This window comes from Epibacterium sp. HA2-3, from assembly GCF_055693725.2.
On record NZ_CM172490.1, the window covers coordinates 1,384,680 to 1,403,964 of the forward strand.

The window sequence follows — 19,285 nt, forward strand, 5'->3', positions numbered from 1 at the left end:
AGTTGATGGGGTGGCCATCGCCCTAGCGGTTCTTCTTGCGCTCCGCGATGATCTTTTCAGCAAGGTCACGCGCGATGGCAAAGGCCCCTTTGATCTTGTCGCTGTCCTTGCGCCAGTCGCGACGCACGACGATCTTGTTGTCCTTGACCTTCGCCAACCCATCTTGGGATTGAATGAACTCAACCAGACCTTGGGGCGAGGCAAACTTGTCGTTGTGAAACTGGATGGTCGCGCCCTTGGGGCCACCATCGAGCTTGGCAATCCCGGCCTTCTTACACATGGCCTTGATCCGAACCACCAACATCAACGTGTTGACTTCTTTTGGCAATTTCCCAAATCGGTCGATCAACTCGGCGGCAAAGCCCTCAAGTTCCACTTTGGTTGTGAGCGAGGACAAGCGGCGATACAGGCCCAGACGCACGTCGAGATCCGGCACATAGGCTTCTGGGATCAGAACCGGCACGCCAAGATTGATCTGCGGCGCCCATTGATCGTCGCCTTCAACCAGCCCCTCGACCTCACCGGATTTGATCTTGGCAATCGCCTCTTCGAGCATCGATTGATAGAGCTCATAGCCCACATCTCGCATCTGACCGGACTGTTCCTCGCCAAGAAGGTTCCCTGCACCGCGGATGTCAAGGTCCTGAGATGCAAGAGTAAAACCTGCCCCCAGAGTGTCGAGCGAACCCAACACACGTAGCCGCTTTTCTGCGCTATCGGTGAGTCTTTGTCGTGGCTTTGTGGTCAGATAGGCATAGGCGCGGGTTTTGGAGCGCCCCACACGTCCACGGATCTGGTAGAGCTGCGCCAGTCCAAACATATCGGCGCGATGCACCACCATTGTGTTGGCGGTGGGAATATCGAGGCCGGACTCAACAATCGTGGTCGCCAGAAGAATATCGTATTTGCCGTCATAAAAGGCGTTCATCCGGTCATCGAGTTCACCGGCGGCCATCTGCCCATTCGCCACCACATAGGACAGCTCCGGCAGTTGCTCCTGAAGGAAGGCTTCGATCTCGGGCAAATCGGAAATCCTCGGCACCACATAAAAGCTCTGCCCGCCCCGGTAGTGCTCGCGTAGCAGTGCTTCGCGAATGGTGATCGCGTCAAATTCGGTCACATAGGTACGGATCGCAAGACGATCCACTGGTGGCGTGCCAATAATCGAGAGATCCCGAACCCCTGTCAGGCTGAGTTGAAGTGTCCGCGGGATCGGGGTTGCGGTGAGCGTCAGCACATGGATGTCGGATCGGAGCTGTTTCAGGCGCTCTTTGTGGGCCACACCAAAATGCTGCTCCTCGTCGATGATCAAGAGCCCAAGGTTCTGAAAGCGGATATTCTTGGCCAATAGCGCATGGGTCCCCACAACGATGTCGACCGTGCCCTTGGCCATGCCTTCGCGTGTCTGGCTGGCCTCTTTTGAAGTCACAAAGCGCGACAACTGTCTGACTTCGAGAGGAAATCCACGGAACCTCTCTTTGAAAGCCGCAGCGTGCTGACGGGCGAGCAATGTGGTCGGCGCAACAATCGCGACCTGAAGGCCGGACATTGCCGCCACGAATGCGGCGCGCATGGCCACTTCGGTCTTGCCAAAGCCAACATCGCCGCAGATCAGACGATCCATCGGCTGACCCGAGTTGAGGTCGCTCATCACATCTTCAATGGCGCGCAGCTGATCGTCGGTTTCCTGATAGGGGAAACGGGCGGAGAACTCCTCCCAGGCATGCGGCGGCGGATCCATCGCAGGCGCTTTGCGCAAGGCGCGCTCAGCGGCAATGCGGATCAAGCGATCCGCCATCTCGCGGATGCGCTCCTTGAGGCGGGCTTTCTTGGCCTGCCAGGCACCGCCTCCGAGCTTATCCAAGAGGCCTTCGTCATGGCCGTATTTGGACAGCAGTTCGATGTTTTCAACCGGGAGATAGAGCTTTGATTCCTCTGCATATTCCAGCAACAAACACTCATGTGCAGCGCCCGCGGCAGTCACGACCTCAAGCCCGATATAGCGGCCAATGCCGTGATCGACATGCACCACAAGATCTCCCGGAGAGAGGGATTGCGCCTCGGTGAGGAAATTCTCCGCCTTGCGGCGCCGCTTGGGCTTGCGGATCAGCCGATCCCCAAGCACGTCCTGTTCGGAGATCACCGTCATATCCGGTGCTTCAAAACCGTGTTCCAGCGCCCAGACCGCGAGGTGGAGGCCAGACTTTCCGATCCGCCGTCCGTCCGAGACAGCGATCGTCTCGGCGAGGCCCTCATCCTCGATGAGGCCGCTCAGGCGTTCACGCGCACCCTCGGAATAGGAGGCAACAACCACTGGCCCCTTGGTCATCCGCGCTTTGATATGGTCGGCTAACGCCGCAAAGAGGCTTATGTTTTCCTGCTGGCGCTCGGGCGAAAAATTGCGTCCGATGCGACCGCCCGCATCGACCACACCAGGACCGGAGGCCTGAGGGAGCGGATGGAATTGAACCGCGCGATGGGCGCCAATCTGCGTCTCCCAGGTGGTGTCATCGAGATAGAGAAGCCGTGGCGGGGTCGGTTTATAGACCGAGTCCATGCGCCCCTTGGTGTCCATCGCGATTTTGCGGGTCTCATATTGATCGACGATGCTGTCCCATCGCGCCAGACGCGCCGGGGTCAGCTGATCGTCCAGCGTGACCGATGCATCGGGCATATAGTCAAACAGGGTCTCAAGCCGCTCGTGAAAAAACGGCAACCAATGCTCCATGCCTTGATGTTTGCGCCCTGCACTTACGGCCTCATAAAGCGGATCATCACTGCCGGCCGCGCCGAACTCGATGCGGTAATTCTGTCGAAACCGGGTGATCGCGGCCTCATCAAGGATCACCTCGGAAACCGGCGCAAGCTCGACCACCTCGAGCTTTTCGGTGGTGCGCTGGGTGGCGGGATCAAACCGGCGCGCGCCATCAAGCGTGTCGCCGAAGAGATCAAGCCGAACCGGGCCGCTTTCGCCGGGCGGAAAGATGTCGATGATGCCGCCGCGAATGGCGTAGTCGCCGGGTTCCATCACCGTTGGGCTTTGGGTAAACCCCATACGCACCAGGAACTTACGCAACGCATCTTCATCAATTCTGGAGTTCACCCGCGCGGAGAATGCGGCTTCTTTCAAAACCTCGCGCGCAGGGACGCGTTGCATGGCGGCATTCAGCGTGGTGAGCAGGATGAACTGGTCCGGCAACCCATGCACCAGTGCCGCAAGGGTCGCCATGCGCGCAGCGGAAATATCAGCATTGGGCGAGACACGGTCATAAGGCAGACAATCCCAGCCGGGGAAGATCACCACCGGAACCTCTGGGGCAAAGAACCGCAAAGCCGCGCGCATGGCTTCAAGCCGCTTGTCATCGCGGGCGATATGCAGCACCGGGCCGGCGCTTCGCGCCATTTCTTTCAGAACCAGGCGCGCGTCATACCCCTCGGGTGCGCCCCCCATTACGACGGATTGCTGTGACATAAGCGTTCCTTAGTAGATCCTGTTGGCTCTTTACCCGAGCGCGCCAAAAGTGAGGTTCTGATACATTCCCCAAAGGGCCGTGACAAATATCGAGATAACGCCGACCAACTGTATCAGAACCCGCGTCCGTGTGAGCCGTTTGCGCAGCGCATCAATATCATGCGGCGTGCGCAGGGCCCGAGCGGCGCGCAGGTTGATTAGGCCCACGACATACATCGGTATCAGCATCAGCACCACGGCCTGCGCAAATTCGACGCGGTAGTAAAACCCCAAAAGCACCAAGGTGGTGATCATAAAAAACGCAAAAGCAGTGAGGGCAAATCCCGAAACTTCAGAGATATATAGAAGCCTGTTCACCTGAACGCGTACCGCATCCTCGAGGTCTTGGGCCGCTGATCCCCCGTGTTTTGCCGCACGCGCGACCATGTCAAAGGGGACGCCAAGAACCCAGTGGCTCGCCGAGGACCACAGCACCGCCAGCGCGATCCAGTACCAGAGGTTCGAGAAGGACCTGAGGTCGATCAACTCGAAGATGAGACTAAATAGATCCAAGGTGTTTGGGTTCCCCAAGAGAGTAAACAAAAGACGCCCTGCGCGCTGCCTGCCCTGTATCCATCGCCACGCTCTGCGACACAAGTGCTGCTGCGTCAGAAATGCGCGGATCGGAGACTTGTGAAGCACCACTGTTCCATGCAACCCATGTGCACCGGAACAGAATACGAGACCGAGATGCCCCATATCAGCGCTTCCTTTCCTGCCTCCCGCCCCCGTCGCCTGCGTGCCTCTGCCGCTTTGCGCGACCTCACGCGGGAGAACGAACTCTCGGTGAATGACCTGATCTGGCCGGTTTTTGTACGCGATGGGGAGGGGATCGAGGAGCCGGTTCCCTCGATGCCAGGCGTGGTGCGGCGCTCTGTCGACAAGGTGGTTGAGGCCGCCGTCGAAGCGCAGGCACTCGGAATTCCGGCGATCTGCCTCTTTCCCTACACCGATCCGTCTTTGAAAACAGAGGATTGTGCCGAGGCCTGGAACCCGGAGAACCTCTGCAATCGGGCCATCCGTGGGATCAAGGCCGCGGCGCCCGATCTCGCCGTGATGACCGATGTCGCGCTAGATCCCTATAATATCAACGGCCACGACGGCTTTGTGATTGATGGCGAAATTCGCAACGACGAAACCGTCGAGGCGCTGGTCAAGATGACCCTCGCACAGGCCGAGGCCGGGGCGGATATCATCGGCCCCTCTGATATGATGGACGGGCGCATCGGAGCCATGCGGTCTGCATTGGAAAGGAAGGGATTTCAGAATGTTACGATCCTGTCCTACTCTGCAAAATACGCGTCTGGATTTTATGGACCGTTTCGTGATGCGGTCGGCGCCTCGGGGGCCCTGACCGGCGACAAGAAGACCTATCAGATGGACCCCGCCAACACCAATGAAGCCCTTCGCATGATTGAACGCGATCTGCGCGAGGGGGCGGATATGGTGATGGTGAAACCCGGATTGCCCTATCTCGACATCTGCCACCGCGTGAAAGAGACCTTCCAGGTCCCGACCTTTGCCTACCAGGTGTCAGGGGAATACGCGATGATCCAAGCGGCGGCTCTGAATGGTTGGATCGATGGGGAAAAAGTGATGCTCGAAAGCCTCATGGCCTTCCGTCGGGCTGGATGTGATGGTGTGCTTACCTATTTTGCGCCACAGGTCGCGAAACTGTTGAACGGCTAAACCTCTTTGCAAGACCCCGGCAGGAACCTGCTCAATCGGGCAGGCTTCAAAGTGACAGCTTTAGGGATTATGCATATAGTTGTGTCGAACAAAGCGCCAAAGCGCAGATTCACGAGCAGGTAACAGAACATGAGCACATCCAAATCCCGTCTTTCCCGTCGTGCGTTTACCGCCAGCGGTCTCGCGGCCATTGGGGCCACCGCAGCATGCAGCAACGGGATCGGCAACACCAATGACGTGAAAATCGACGCCCGCGTCAATGCCACCCTCAATCAGATGTATGACCGCTATCCCGGCACACGCGATCTGGCACAGAAATCTGCCGGTATGCTGGTGATGCCCCTCGTCACCGAGGCGGGCTTTATCTTTGGTGGCGCCTATGGGCGCGGCGCGCTGCGGATCAATGGCGCCACGGTTGACTATTATGCCGCCCTCAAGGGCAACGCCGGTCTGCAGCTGGGCGCGCAGCAATATTCCCATGTCTTGTTCTTTATGACCGACGCCGCGCTGGCGCGGTTCCGCCGCTCGTCGGGTTGGACGGCCGGTGCAGATCTTGAGTATGTGGTCATCGACGAAGGCGACGCACTGACGGCGGATACAAATACGCTGACGGCGCCTGTGGTTGCTGCAGTCTTTGGTCAGGCCGGGATTCGGATCGGAGCCACCATCGAGGGCTCCAAATACACACGTATCATTCCCTGATTTTGTTTTATATCAAGGTGATGAAGACCTCCCCTCATTCGAGGGGAGGCTTTTTTGTTCAGCCCAAGGCTCGCAGCCGTTTGATCAGGGATGAGGTGTCCCAACGCCCGCCGCCCAGTTTTTGAACGTCCTTGTAGAACTGATCGACCAAGGCCGTGACGGGCAGGCTTGCGCCAATGTCGTCGGCGGTATCAAGGCAGATTCCGAGATCCTTGCGCATCCAGTCCACGGCAAACCCGTGCTCGAACTCATCGTCGAGCATGGTCTCATAGCGATTTGCCATCTGCCAGCTGCCCGCTGCCCCCTGACTGATCACCTCGACCACCGCGCGCCCGTCGAGCCCGGCTTTCTCCGCAAAATGAAGCGCTTCGCTCAAACCTTGCACAAGGCCGGCAATGGCGATCTGGTTGCACATTTTGGTCATCTGGCCTGCGCCACTTTCACCGATGCGCCGGCAGATCCGTGCATAGGCTTCCATCACTGGCGCAGCTTTGTCGTAATCCGCAGCATCCCCGCCGCACATCACCGAAAGAACCCCATTCTCGGCCCCCGCCTGACCGCCCGAGATCGGAGCGTCGACAAACCCAAGCTGCGCGTCTTTGGCGCGGGCGTAGAGCTCTGCCGTGACCTCTGCTGATACAGTGGTGTGATCGACAAAGATCGCACCCGGTTTCATTCCGTTAAAGGCACCGTCCTCACCAAGGCAAACAGAGCGCAAATCATCGTCATTGCCCACACAGGCCATGACAAAATCCGCGTTTTGTGCGGCCTCTCTGGGCGTTGGCGCAGACCGACCGCCCGTCGCTGCCGCCCAGCCTTCGGCCTTTGCAGTTGTGCGGTTGTAAACCGTGACCTCATGCCCGGCCTTTTGCAGATGCCCGGCCATCGGATACCCCATGACCCCGAGCCCAAGGAACGCAATTTTTGCCATGTCCTTTCCCCCTGTTCTGTCTTCGCATATGTTGGCGCCAACCCTAGCAGCACCCGCCCAAAGCGCAATGCGGCTTGGCAACAAACACAGAAATACCAAGGGAATAGAAAAGAATGGCACGCCTCTTCCGCTGGCTCCTCCGCCTCACGGCTGGTACGATTCTGCTTGGTATTCTGGGGGCGATCCTGGTCTATTTCCTCGCGGCGCAGTCCTTGCCAGACTATGACAAGGAGATCGCCCTGCCCGGCCCTACGGCTCCGGTCGAAATCGTGCGCGACAACGCGAATGTGCCGCATATCTTTGGCAGCTTTGGTGCCTCGGATGAGGACGTGTTTTTTGGGCTCGGGTATGCCCATGCGCAGGATCGACTGTGGCAGATGGCCGTGATGCGGCGCACGGCGCAGGGTCGGCTTTCCGAGGTCTTTGGCCCCCGTACCGTCCGCACAGACAGTTTTTTGCGGCGGCTTGATCTTTATGGGGCGGCGCGAAGTTCGGTTTCCGCCCAGAGCCCCGAAACGCTCCGGGCGCTGCAGGCCTATGCTGCGGGCGTGAATGCGCGCCTGCAAGAGATCAACGAAGATGCGCTGGGGCGCGGGGCACCGGAAATGTTCCTGTTCAACATGCCCATAGCGCCGTGGCAGCCCGCCGACAGCATCGCCATTATGAAACTGATGGCCGTGCAGCTCTCATCCAATATGCAAGAAGAGATCCTGCGCGCGCAGACTTCCATTGCCCTCGATGATCCCAAACGCCTTGAGGATATCCTGCCCGATGCTCCCGGCTCTGGGACGGCGACGCTTCCGGAATATACGGAGCTGTTTCCCGGCCTCCCGGGATTTCGTGGTCTCGAGGAACAGCGCCGGGCGCAAACGGCGCATGCTGCGTTGATGCCTCTGGCGCCACGTGGGCTTGGTGGGGCTTCGAATGCCTGGGCTGCGGCGCCCAATCGTTCGGCGGCGGGTGGCACGCTTCTTGCCAATGACCCGCATCTGAAGCTGACAGCGCCCGGAACCTGGTATCTGGCACGTCTTGAGCTTGGCACCGGCGGTGTGATTGGTGGCACAATTCCGGGGATTCCGGCTGTGCTCACCGGGCGTTCTCAGCAGCTGGGGTGGGGGCTCACCTCCTCCTATCTGGATGATCAGGACCTCTTTATCGAGAAGATCAACCCGGACAACCCGCAGCAGTATCTGACGCCGAATGGTTACAAGGACTTCACATCGCGGCCTTCGATCGTGCAGATCAAGGGCAATGCGCCGCTGACGCTGACCCTGCGCTGGACCGAAAACGGGCCGGTTCTGCCCGGCTCGCTGTTTGAGCTCAGCACCATTACGCCGCCCGGCCATGTTGTGAGCCTTGGGTGGACGGCATTGTCGCACGAGGACACCTCGATGACCGCGGCGCTCGATCTGATGCGGGCAGAAAATGTCGCGCAGGCCATTGCCGCAGGCGAGAACTTCATCGCGCCTTCCCAAAATATCACACTGGCGGATCATGACACCATCGCGCTCAAGACCGTGGGCGTCATGCCCGACCGCGACCTGCGCAACCAAAGCCGGGGCCGCCTGCCCAACCAGGGCTGGCGGCGCGAAAACCGCTGGCAAGGGCGCTTGCCCTATGCGGCGAACCCGGAGTTCATTGCGCCCAGCGGTGGGATTTTGGGAAATACAAACAACAAGTTGCTAGAGCGCCCCTTTCCCAACCACGTCAGTTATTCCTGGGGCGACACACAGCGGATCAATCGCTGGCGCCGTCTGATGCAGAGCCGCGAGGTGCATACCCGCGACAGTTTCATCGAAGCGCAGCTCGATACGGTTTCCTATAGCGCGCAAACCCTCCTGCCTCTTATCGGGGCGGATCTGTGGTTCACCGGTGAAGCTGCGCCCAATGGCACGCCGGAACGCCAGCGCCAGATCGCATTGTCGCTCTTGGCGGAGTGGAACGGCGAGATGAACGAGCATTTGCCCGAGCCTCTGATCTACGCAAGTTGGGTGCGTGCTTTGCAAAAACGTCTGATCGAGGACGACCTAGGCCCCCTTGCTGATGCGTTTGACCGGGTTGAGCCGCTGTTCCTGGAACGGGTGTTCCGCAATATCGATGGCGCTGCAGCCTGGTGTGATGTCGCCCAGAGCGCCCCGACCGAGAGCTGCACCGACATGGCGCGCCTCGCTCTGGACGACGCGCTCGTCTACATCAGCGAAAACTACGGCAGTACATTGGAAAGCCTGCGTTGGGGGGATGCGCATCAGGCCACCCAGGATCACGAGGTCTTGGGCGAGGTGCCGTTCCTGCGCTATTTCGTCAACATCCGTCAATCTACCAGTGGTGGAGACAATACGCTGCAGCGCGGCCTCACCTCGGGCGAGGAGCCGGCGCCCTTCAACAATGTGCATGGGGCGGGCTATCGCGGAGTCTATGATTTCGCCGATCCCGACAGCTCTGTTTTCATTATTGCGACAGGCCAGTCGGGGCATTTCCTGTCGCGCTACTACGATGACATGGCGCAGTACTGGCGGCGTGGGGAGTATATCCCGATGTCTCTCGACGAAAAACTGGCGCGCGCCGCTTCCGTCGGCGTCACCCGCATCCTGCCGCGCAACTAAAGAAAAACGCAGCGCTCTAGAGCGCTGCGTATTGTGCTTTTTGCTTTTCGGTCCAGCGCACGGAAATCTCAAACCCAGTGTCGGTCTGGTTTTCCTCTTGCACAACATCTTGTTTGAAGAGCCAGGCGCGCTGTTTTCCTTGGGAAAAGTCCAGCGTCAGTACCTCATCCACACGCACGCCCTGAAGCTTCATGGCAATGTCGTGCAACAGTTGAGGCAGCCCCTCGCCGGTGATCGCGGAAATCGCGTAGAGCGAGTCGTTGCGGTCTGCCCGTTGGCGGCAGGCATCCGCCTCTTCCTCGGAGAGATGGTCGATCTTGTTCCAGACCTCGATGACCGTGCGGTCCTCGTCCACTCCAAGCGAGCTCAGGATCTGCTCCACGTCTTCGGCCTGATGTTCGGTGTCGCTGTGGCTGATGTCGCGCACATGCAGGATCACATCTGCGGCCAGCACCTCCTCGAGTGTCGCGCGAAACGAGGCAACCAGTTCGGTCGGAAGATCAGAGATGAATCCCACGGTGTCCGAGAGGATGACTTCTGGCCCATCCGGCAGCTCAACGCGGCGCATGGTGGGGTCCAGCGTGGCAAAGAGCATGTCTTTCGCCATCACCTCTGCCCCGGTCAGACGATTGAACAGAGTGGATTTTCCAGCGTTGGTATATCCCACAAGCGCAACAATCGGATAAGGCACTTTGGCGCGCGCGGCGCGATGCAGCGTACGCGTTTTCACAACCTTGTCGAGTTGTCGCCGCAGTCGGACAAGCTGTTCGTCGATGGCGCGGCGGTCCGCTTCGATCTGGGTTTCGCCGGGGCCGCCGACAAAGCCAAGACCACCACGCTGACGCTCCAGGTGGGTCCAGGCCCGCACCAGTCGCGTTCGCTGATAGCTGAGCGCTGCCATTTCCACCTGCAGCACGCCCTCACGGGTGCGCGCACGATCCGAGAAGATCTCAAGAATAAGCCCGGTTCGGTCAAGAATTTTGACCTTCCAGGCTTTTTCGAGGTTGCGCTGCTGGACCGGGCTTACGGGGCCGTCAATCAAGACCAGTTCGACCTCTTCGGCTTTGAACAGGGTCTTCAGCTCTTCGATCTTGCCGGAACCAAACAGCATACCAGGATGCGCCTTGGGCAGACCCACGACAGTTGAGCCGACCACTTCAAGGTCGGGCAGCGCGGCGGCGAGCGCCACACCTTCCTCAAGCGCCGGAACTGCGTCGCGACGATCCCTATCTGACTTGATATCCGGATGCAGAACCCAAGCCCGGGTCTGCTTCCTGTCATGCTCCATCAATTGGAGTCTTCACCTTCATATAGGCTGATGGGCTGGGCCGGCATGATGGTGGAAATCGCATGCTTGTATACAAGCTGCGACTGGCCATCGCGGCGCAGCAACACACAGAAGTTGTCGAACCAGGTGATCACGCCCTGCAGTTTCACACCGTTGATCAAGAAAATTGTGACTGGAACTTTTGTTTTGCGAACGTGGTTCAGGAAAGCGTCCTGAAGATTCTGTCTGTCCGAAGCCATTTGCTTATTATCTCGCCTTTGTTCTTGCCACGCGCTGCGGCCCAACGCGTCCCTTATGGCGAGTATGGACGCAGATTTAGCGGGTTTCCACCCGAAAAACGTCACTTTTTCGCATGACTTAGCCAGTATGTGTCAGTTGCGCCAAAGATTGGGCGACAGAAGCGCGATAATGGCCAGCGTTTCCAGACGCCCCAGAACCATCGCAAAACACAAGATCAGCTTTGCGGGGGCATCCAGCAGATTGAGCTCGATGGGAACCTGCCCTGCGGCCTCCACCAAAGGCCCCGTTGTGGAAAGCCCCGCAACGGCGAGAATCATAGCCTGTTCAAACGGAATACCAAAGGCCGAGAGCGCCACCGAAATGAGCGTCAAAGACAGCGCAAAGAGCATGAAAAAGATCCAGGCCACAAAGGCACCATTGCTCTGCAGGCGTCGATTGCCCCGCCCCTCGCCACTAACGGAGGACGGTAGGACCAGACGCTCCATTTCCCGAAGACCATTGAGATATAGCGCATAGACACGCAGGAGCTTTACGCCGCCCGCCGTGGTCGCAACGCCACCGCCCATGACCGCCAGCCCGAGCAGGATCATACCCGGTGTCTCCAGTCCCGACCATTCCTGCGCGCTGAACCAATACGCGCTCTCAAATCCGTTGGTTGTGAGGAATGAGGCAACGGTGAAAATCGCGCCCCAAAGAGAGGTCAGCGCCATGCCCCAATCGTCAGACGCATTCACCTCGAGCGAGGCCAGCCAATGCCGCAGAAACAAGAGCATCGGCACGCCGAGAATGATGAGAATGCCAGAGCGGAACTCTGGATCCTTGTCGAGACGCCCATGCCCCACAGCCACTGTATCGCTGGAAAACGTCAGGCGTGAGAGCGCAAACAGCAGAAAAAGGAACATGATCATCTCGCCAGCGAGGCCCGCCTGTGCATCCTGAATGCCGCCAATCGGCGACAGACCGGAGGTCGCCATGATCGACATGGCATGGCTGACGGCGACAAGGCCGCTCTCGCCACACAGCATGAGCAAAAGAGCCAGCGCAAGGGTCAGGCCCGCGTAAACCGGCGCAAGCGCACGGGTCACGATGATCAGCTTACGCCGCGGGTCGGGGCGCTGGCTTTCGCGCAGGATTGCATCGCTGCGACCGGGTTCTGCGCGTGTGGTGACCTCAAACCCGCCGAGCGACAGAGGCGCCAGCACGGCTGAGGCCGCAATCCACATGAACATGCCTCCAAGCCACGCCACCAGAACGCGCCACAGATGCACCGAGTCCGGCACCCGTCCAGGACGGTCAAAAATATCGGCCCCCGTGGTCGTTAGCGCCGAGACCATATCGAAGTAGGCATTGAGATAGCTCGTGTTTCTCAACGCATCCTGCAGCGGAATGGCGAGGTAGAGCGGCAAAAGCACAAAGGTCGCGAGCAGGGTCATAAGCTGCCCTGGCATCCCGTAACGCGGCACGCGGTTCGAAACCGAAAGCCCCACAAAGGCCACCAACGTGAGCCCGACAATCCCGGAATAAAAGAAGCTCTGCGATGTCTGGTGGTCATCCACAATCACCGCATGTACGGCCGGAATCCACATCGCAATGGCAAACACCCCCCAGATGAGCAGCAGCAGCGGCAAGCGCAGCACACCGCGCACTTGTTTCAGGGGGCGGCGTATCATCCTAGAAGTAGTCGATCGAGACTTGCATCAGGCGCTCGACCTCCCGCACATCAGCGGCCATCGCAAAGAGGGCAATCGTGTCCCCCGCCTCGATCCGAAGCCCGCCACTGGGGCGCATGACCTCGCCGTTCTTGGATACAGCGCCCACCAGCACACCTTCGGGGAAATCAATGTCCCGAATGGCCTGCCCCGCCATGGGAGAGGTAGAAAGCACTTCTGTTTCAATAACTTCCGCTTCGGCGTCGCCAATGGAATAAACCTGCCGGATACGGCCATAGCGGATGTGACGCAGGATAGAACTGACGGTGGTGGCGCGCGGATTGATATGCGCGTCAATCCCGAGGTGCGGCAGCAGCGGCAGCAGCGTCGGGTCGTTGATCAGGGCGATTGCAAACGGGCAGCCTTCGGTCTTGGCACGCACCGCTGCCAGCATGTTGGTCTTGTCGTCATCGGTCACCGCCAGCATGGCGTCGGCCTTGTCGATGCCCGCCTCGATCATCAGCCCCCGGTCCAGACCATCGCCATTCAGAACGATCGTGCGTTCCAGAGCCTCTGCGGCAACCTCAGCGTTCTTGCGGTTCTTTTCGATCATCTTGGCCCGCGTGCGCCGGGTGCGCGCCTCGAGCGCTTTGGCAACTTCAAGGCCGACATTGCCGCCGCCGACGATCACCACCCGCTCTTGCCGTTTCTCAGTCTTTCCAAAGACCTCCATCGTGCGGCTCACGTCGTCTGCATGGCAAAACACATAAGCCGCATCGCCCACAAACAGTTGATCCCCTGGCTCCGGCGCAAACAGCGATCCGTCGCGGCGAATGCCAACCACAATGGCACGCAACGTCGAGAAGAGCTCCGTCAACTGGCGCAGCGGCGTGTTTACAACGGGGCAGTCTGCCTCCACGTTGATGCCCAACAGCTGCGCACGTCCGTCCATGAATACTTCGGTGTCAAAAGCTGCCGGCGCGCGCAGACGCTGCATAGCCGCCGCCGCAACTTCCCGCTCCGGGCTGATCACCACATCGATCGGCAGATGGTCCCGGCGATAGAGATCGGAATAAATCGCGTTCAGATAGCTCTTGGCCCGCAGACGCGCGATCTTGCGCTGGATGGCAAACACGGAATGCGCCACTTGGCAGGTGACCATGTTCACCTCGTCCGAGTGCGTGGCGGCGATGATCATATCCGCGTCCCGCGCCCCGGCCCGATCAAGAACATCCGGATATGAGGCAAAGCCCGCAATGCCTTGAACATCAAGCGTATCTGTCGCGCGGCGCACAAGGTCAGGATTGTTGTCGACAACCGTCACGTCGTTGTGTTCGCCGGACAAATGCCGTGCGATCTGCCAACCGACCTGCCCGGCTCCACAGATGATAACTTTCATAGATCCGCTCTCCGGGCGCTGGACTGCCTGATTTGCATGCCAGATGGTGCGAAGGGGGTCAATTCAATTGTCCCGCCGCAGCCCTGGCCTACACCTGATTTACGCTGTCTCTTCCGTGGCTTCCTCGCTCTCGACCCGCGCCACCCGCGCGCCCGCCTTGTTCGATGTGACAACGCCGAGCGATTTCAGTTTGCGGTGGAGCGCCGAGCGTTCCATGCCCACAAAGGAGGCCGTGCGGCTGATGTTGCCGCCAAAGCGATTGATCTGCGTCAGAAGATATTCGCGTTCAAAGGCCTCGCGTGCCTCGCGCAAAGGCAGCGTAGCCAAGGCGCCAGAGAGCACGACGCGACCTTCTGTTTCGACCTTTTCTTCTTCGCTCGGCAGATCCTTTGCCTGAATGGGACCGGAGGTTTCTCCAAGGATCAGAACGCGTTCCACCAGATTCTTCAGCTGGCGCACATTGCCCGGCCAGGTCATCGTCTGCATCAAGGCCACGGCGTCTTCGCTAAGGGCGCGCAGTGGCAGGCCCTGCGTCTGGTTGAAGCCTTCGATGAAATACTCCGCCAGCAGCGGGATGTCCTCGCGCCGGTCCGAGAGCGATGGCACGCAGATCGGAACCACATTCAGACGGTGATACAATTCCTGACGGAAGTTGCCATCCTTGATCTCCTGTTCGAGATCGCGATTTGTGGCCGAGATCACCCGCAGGTCCACCTTGACCTTCTCGGTGCCGCCAACGCGCACAAACTGCTGATCCACCAGCACGCGCAGGATCTTGGATTGAGTCCCAGAGGGCATATCCGCCACTTCGTCAAAAAAGACGACGCCCCCGTCTGCCTGTTCCAGCAGCCCCGGCTCGATGCCGCGTTCGCTGCTCTCACGCCCAAAGAGCACATCTTCCATGCGCTCGGGCTCAATGCTGGCGCAATTCACGGTGACAAAAGGCTCACTGGCGCGGTGGGAGTTTGCGTGAATATAGCGGGCTGCTACTTCCTTGCCGCTGCCCGCAGGCCCGGTGAGCATGACGCGCCCATTGGATTTCGTCACCTTGTCAAGCTGGCTGGTCAAGGCACGAAACGCGGGCGACGTTCCGACCATATCTGTTGCACCCACATCCTTGCGGCGCAGATCCGTGTTCTCGCGACGCAGGCGAGAGGTCTCCATCGCGCGCCGGATCACAACCATCAACTGGTCGATATTAAAGGGCTTCTCGATGAAGTCATAAGCGCCCTGCTTGATCGCCGCGACCGCAATTTCGATGTTGCCGTGCCCAGAGATGATGACCACCGGAACCTCCGGGTAATCCCGCTTTACGGTTTTCAGGATGTCGATCCCATCCATCTGGCTGTCCTTGAGCCAGATGTCCAAAATCAGCAGCGCAGGCGGAGCGTCTTCAAAGGCGGCCATGCATTCTTCGGAATTGGCCGCTTTGCGCGTGGCGTAGCTTTCGTCCTCCAGGATGTCTGAAACCAGCTCCCGGATGTCACGTTCATCATCAACAATCAGAATATCACTCATGTCAGCCCTGCTACTATAGTTTGTTTCTGGACGGCATTTCCTGGCGCCAGCGCCGGGAGACGGATCACCGCCATTGCGCCTTGGTGGCTCATCCCGTCAAAGATGGGCGCGTCTTCCAGCACCAAACTGCCACCATGCTCTTCGATAATTTTCTTTACGATCGGCAGGCCGAGGCCTGTGCCCTCGTCACGGGTGGTGACATAGGGTTCAAACAGCCGGGCGCGATCTGCGGGCAAGCCGATCCCATTGTCCGCAATCGTAATGACAAACCCGCTGTCATCGCTGCTCACATCCACCCGGATCTCCGGCGCATAGCCCGGCTCTACGCCTTTCTTGCGCAAGGTCTCCGTGGCTTCGCCCGCGTTCTTGATAAGATTGGTCAGCGCCTGCCCGATCATTGTGGCGTCAACATCCACGTTCAGCGGATGATCCGGGATCTGCGCGTGGATCTTGAGATCAGGTTGCCCGGCTTGCTGCAGCAACACGGCACTATGCACCAGCGCGCCTAGGTCTTCTTCGTGTCGATCGGGTTCCGGCATCCGTGCAAATTTTGAAAACTCATCAACGATGCGACGCAAGTCGTTGGTTTGACGCACAATAACATCGGTCATCGACTGCAGTTGATCGCTCTGCTCTTCGCCGAGTTTTGGAGCAAACTTGCGCTTGATCCGCTCCGCGCTGAGCTGGATCGGGGTGAGCGGGTTCTTGATCTCATGGGCGATCCGGCGCGCCACGTCACCCCATGCCGCCATGCGCTGCGCACTCACGAGATCGGTGACATCGTCAAAGGCAACCACATAGCCCTCGAGCGTATTGTCATCGCCGTGTCGGCGCGACATCCGCACAAGGAGGTTCTCCAACTGCCCTTGTCGGGTTACTTTGATCTCACCCTGGGCATTGTTGCTGCCGCCTTTGACGAGATCGTCAAACAGCGGGCCAAACTCCGGAATGGCCACCGCAAGTGCAAGTGACTTCTGGTCCTCACGCCAATCCAGCAAGCGCTTGGCCGAGGTGTTCACAAAGGTCACGCAGCCCTTGGCATCAAGCCCCACAACGCCAGAGGTCACCGACGACAGCACCGAGTCAAACAGACGACGGCGCTGCTCGATCTGATGCGTGTTCTGTAGCAAGGTTTCACGTTGTGCCTGAAGTTGCTGCGTCATCTGATTGAAATAACGCCCCAATTGCGCAATTTCGTCGTCGCCGTTCTCTTCGACCACCTGAACGCTCAGATTGCCACCGCCCACACGCTGCGCCGCAACCGTCAAGCGCCCGACCGGGCGTGAAAGGCGCTCCGCAAACCACATGCCAAGCCACATCGCCGCAAGGATCAGGATCACTGCAAAGCCGAGATACAACAGGCCGAATTCAAATAGCACCCGCCCGCGCTCACTCTCGAGTTGTTGATAAAGATGCGCAGTTTCCTGGGTGTCGTCGAGCAGGTTCAGCAGTTCACCGTCGACTTCACGACTGACGTAGAGATACCGATCCACAAAGGCGTTGAGACGCACCAGGGCGCGAAACTCGCTATTGTCCCAATCCTGGATCAGGTGCAGCCCCTCGGATTCGGCGGCTGCGATCTGTGCATCAGTGGGTTCTTCGAAGTCAAACTCGTAGGATCGCTCTCCGCGGGTTTGGATCGCCCCGATCCCATTGATCACATAGGCCTCTTGCAGGCCGCGCTGGATCTGCAGCTGGCCTTGCGACAGAACCTGCCGCAACTGCCCGTCGCTCATGAAGAAATTCTTGTTCCGGCTTCGATCCAGAAAACGCGCCAGCGCCAGCGCATCCTGTTCGAGATCCTGACGCTGCTGGCGTTCATAGGCTTCTGCAGCCTTGACCGAGTTGCCAATCACATCGCGCACGCGCTCGGAAAACCAGCCCTCAAGACCCACGTTCACCGTCAAGACAGCAAAGACCGCAACCGTCACGGTGGGCACCAGCGCGAGGAAGGCAAAGGCGCCGATCAATCGCAGGTGCAGACGCGAGCCCGCCGACTTCTCACGCCGCGCGGCGATCAGACGTCCGATCTGGCTGAGGACCAGCGCTGCAATCGACAGCACATAGACAAGATCAGCGAGCAGGATCAGGCGCAGCGCCGGGGAGCTCGCATTCTGGCCAAAGGGACCGATCACAAGAAATGTCACCAAAGCCATGATGGGCCCGAGCAACACCAGCCCCAAGGTGGTGATGTTGCGCGCGCGGCGCGTCTTACGCCAGCGATCCAGGGCGCCAAGCCACAGATACACCGAACGGATATGTGACAACTGTGCCACCGCCTGCCCCCAGTTGATGTTGAGCCTTCTTGGCTCACCACACTATCTCGCGTTGCCCCATGGGCCTATTGACCTCCGGGCAACGCTGCTGTGGCGATATTACATCAGTTTGCGGCGGCGTGTCACCTCTATATCGAGATCAGTGATTTTCTTGCGCAGCGTATTTCGGTTGATCCCGAGGAGATCGGCACATTTCGCCTGATTTCCGCCGGTTGCAGCAAGCGAGATCTCGATCAACGGCGCTTCGACTTCGCGCAGCAGCCGCGCATACAGCCCCGGTGGTGGCAGCATGTCGCCATGCAGATCGAAATATCTCTGCAGGTGGCGCGCCACAGATTCGGAGAGCTTTTCATTGCTTGCCCCGCCCCCCATGACGGGCGCAACTCCGGTGCTCTGCGGCCCAAGCGCTGCGGCGACTTCCGACTTGCTGATTGTATCTCCGCGCGCTGTAAGCGCCAGTCTTTTCACGATATTTTCAAGCTGACGCACGTTCCCAGGCCAAGAATAGTGCCGCAAGAGGTCCCGCGCTTCGTCGCTCAGCATGCGTCGCGGCCCCCCTTCGGCGTCCGCACGGGTCAGGAAATGCTCACACAGAAGTGCGATGTCCTCGACCCGTTCGCGCAACGCAGGCACCGCAAGCTCCGTCCCGCAAATCCGGTAGTAGAGATCCTGACGCAGTTTGCCGGCTTCGATCTGTTCAGCAAGATCTTGCTGACTGGAGGTCGCAATAAAGCGTGGTGCGTGGTCTCCGGGCGAATCCATCATCCGCACAAGCCGCGCCTGAGCCTCATCGGTCAGATCAACCAGCTCATCGACCAGCAAGGTGCCGCCCTTCACTTGACTGAGCAGGCGCGAGGGGCCTTCAAGCTCGATGAGATCAGACGCCTCAGCGACCACAAATGGCAGGGTCCTGCGGTCCGAGAAATCGTGTATTGCCTTGGCAATCAAGGACTTCCCAGACCCGCTCTCGCCCGTGATCAAAAGCGGCATATCGGTGTTCATAACCCGCGCAATCAGACGATAGAGCGTCTGCATCACCTCTGTGCGCCCCACCAGCGGCAGCTCATCGGGTCGCTCCTCGACGACCTCGACATGGCTGGTGCTCTGGGCGCTGCGCTTTTCCGTGAGGGCCTTGGCCGTGCGCTTCATCAGCTCAGGCAGGTCAAAAGGTTTGGGCAGATAGTCATAGGCTTCGGCTTCGGCAGCCTTGATGGCGGTCATGATCGTATTCTGCGCCGAGATCACGATGACCGGCAGCCCGGGCCGGTCCTGGGCAATCTTGGGGAGCATCTCCAGCCCATTGCCGTCCGGCATCATCACATCCGAGATCACAACATCGCCTTTGCCTTCGCCAACCCAGCGCATCAACGTTGTGAGAGAGGACGTCGCATGGACCTTGCACCCCGCCCGCGTCAGCGCCTGTGTGAGCACAGTGCGGATCGTACGGTCATCATCTGCAACAAGAACTGTGCCATCCAT

At 59.3% G+C, this 19,285-nt stretch carries 13 protein-coding genes; 3 read left to right on the forward strand and 10 right to left on the reverse strand.

Annotated elements, in window-relative coordinates; all coding sequences use genetic code 11:
* Positions 1-22 precede the first annotated feature (22 nt).
* Both mfd and ACZ1HH_RS06420 read right to left on the reverse strand, forming a co-directional pair.
* Complete coding sequence (gene mfd, locus ACZ1HH_RS06415) at positions 23-3,472, reverse strand: transcription-repair coupling factor (protein ID WP_472636177.1); 3,450 nt, start codon at positions 3,470-3,472, stop codon at positions 23-25.
* A gap of 30 nt (positions 3,473-3,502) precedes the next feature.
* Positions 3,503-4,024 carry a component of SufBCD complex gene (locus ACZ1HH_RS06420; RefSeq protein WP_472636178.1) on the reverse strand — a complete coding sequence of 174 codons (522 nt, stop codon included), beginning with the start codon at positions 4,022-4,024 and terminating at the stop codon, positions 3,503-3,505.
* Between the two features lie 177 nt (positions 4,025-4,201).
* Here ACZ1HH_RS06420 and hemB point away from each other — a divergent pair, with 177 nt between their 5' ends.
* Together hemB and ACZ1HH_RS06430 are read left to right on the forward strand one after the other, a co-directional pair.
* Positions 4,202-5,200, forward strand: coding sequence for a porphobilinogen synthase (gene hemB / locus ACZ1HH_RS06425; RefSeq protein WP_044027115.1), 999 nt, complete (start codon positions 4,202-4,204; stop codon positions 5,198-5,200).
* Positions 5,201-5,329: 129 nt separating this feature from the next.
* Entirely contained in the window at positions 5,330-5,902 is a 573-nt protein-coding gene (locus ACZ1HH_RS06430) for a lipid-binding SYLF domain-containing protein (protein WP_011538691.1), read from the forward strand.
* 58 nt (positions 5,903-5,960) lie between these two features.
* Here the strand turns inward: ACZ1HH_RS06430 and ACZ1HH_RS06435 are convergent, their stop codons facing one another.
* A complete protein-coding gene (locus ACZ1HH_RS06435; protein ID WP_472636179.1) occupies positions 5,961-6,833 on the reverse strand; it encodes an NAD(P)-dependent oxidoreductase in 873 nt (290 codons plus the stop codon).
* Between the two features lie 113 nt (positions 6,834-6,946).
* Between ACZ1HH_RS06435 and ACZ1HH_RS06440 the strand changes: the two genes are divergently transcribed.
* Positions 6,947-9,436, forward strand: a complete 2,490-nt coding sequence (locus ACZ1HH_RS06440) for a penicillin acylase family protein (protein WP_472636180.1) — start codon at positions 6,947-6,949, stop codon at positions 9,434-9,436.
* 16 nt (positions 9,437-9,452) lie between these two features.
* Here ACZ1HH_RS06440 and hflX read toward each other — a convergent pair whose 3' ends face one another.
* From hflX to ACZ1HH_RS06475, 7 genes are all read right to left on the reverse strand, one after another.
* Positions 9,453-10,724, reverse strand: a complete 1,272-nt coding sequence (hflX, locus tag ACZ1HH_RS06445; RefSeq protein ID WP_472636181.1) for a GTPase HflX — start codon at positions 10,722-10,724, stop codon at positions 9,453-9,455.
* A complete protein-coding gene (gene hfq / locus ACZ1HH_RS06450) occupies positions 10,724-10,963 on the reverse strand; it encodes an RNA chaperone Hfq (RefSeq protein ID WP_005611588.1) in 240 nt (79 codons plus the stop codon). The genes hflX and hfq overlap by 1 nt, the downstream gene beginning before the upstream one ends.
* Positions 10,964-11,095: 132 nt before the next feature.
* Positions 11,096-12,634 carry a TrkH family potassium uptake protein gene (locus ACZ1HH_RS06455; protein ID WP_472636182.1) on the reverse strand — a complete coding sequence of 513 codons (1,539 nt, stop codon included), beginning with the start codon at positions 12,632-12,634 and terminating at the stop codon, positions 11,096-11,098.
* 1 nt (position 12,635) lies between these two features.
* Positions 12,636-14,012 carry a Trk system potassium transporter TrkA gene (gene trkA / locus ACZ1HH_RS06460; protein ID WP_011538696.1) on the reverse strand — a complete coding sequence of 459 codons (1,377 nt, stop codon included), beginning with the start codon at positions 14,010-14,012 and terminating at the stop codon, positions 12,636-12,638.
* Positions 14,013-14,111: 99 nt separating this feature from the next.
* A complete protein-coding gene (ntrX, locus tag ACZ1HH_RS06465; protein ID WP_472636183.1) occupies positions 14,112-15,530 on the reverse strand; it encodes a nitrogen assimilation response regulator NtrX in 1,419 nt (472 codons plus the stop codon).
* The gene (locus ACZ1HH_RS06470) at positions 15,527-17,806 is read right to left on the reverse strand and encodes a sensor histidine kinase NtrY-like (RefSeq protein WP_472636184.1); all 2,280 of its coding nucleotides are present in this window, start codon (positions 17,804-17,806) and stop codon (positions 15,527-15,529) included. The genes ntrX and ACZ1HH_RS06470 overlap by 4 nt, the downstream gene beginning before the upstream one ends.
* Positions 17,807-17,905: 99 nt before the next feature.
* Positions 17,906-19,285 (reverse strand): response regulator, encoded by a 1,380-nt coding sequence (locus tag ACZ1HH_RS06475; RefSeq protein ID WP_011538699.1) that lies wholly within the window; start codon positions 19,283-19,285, stop codon positions 17,906-17,908.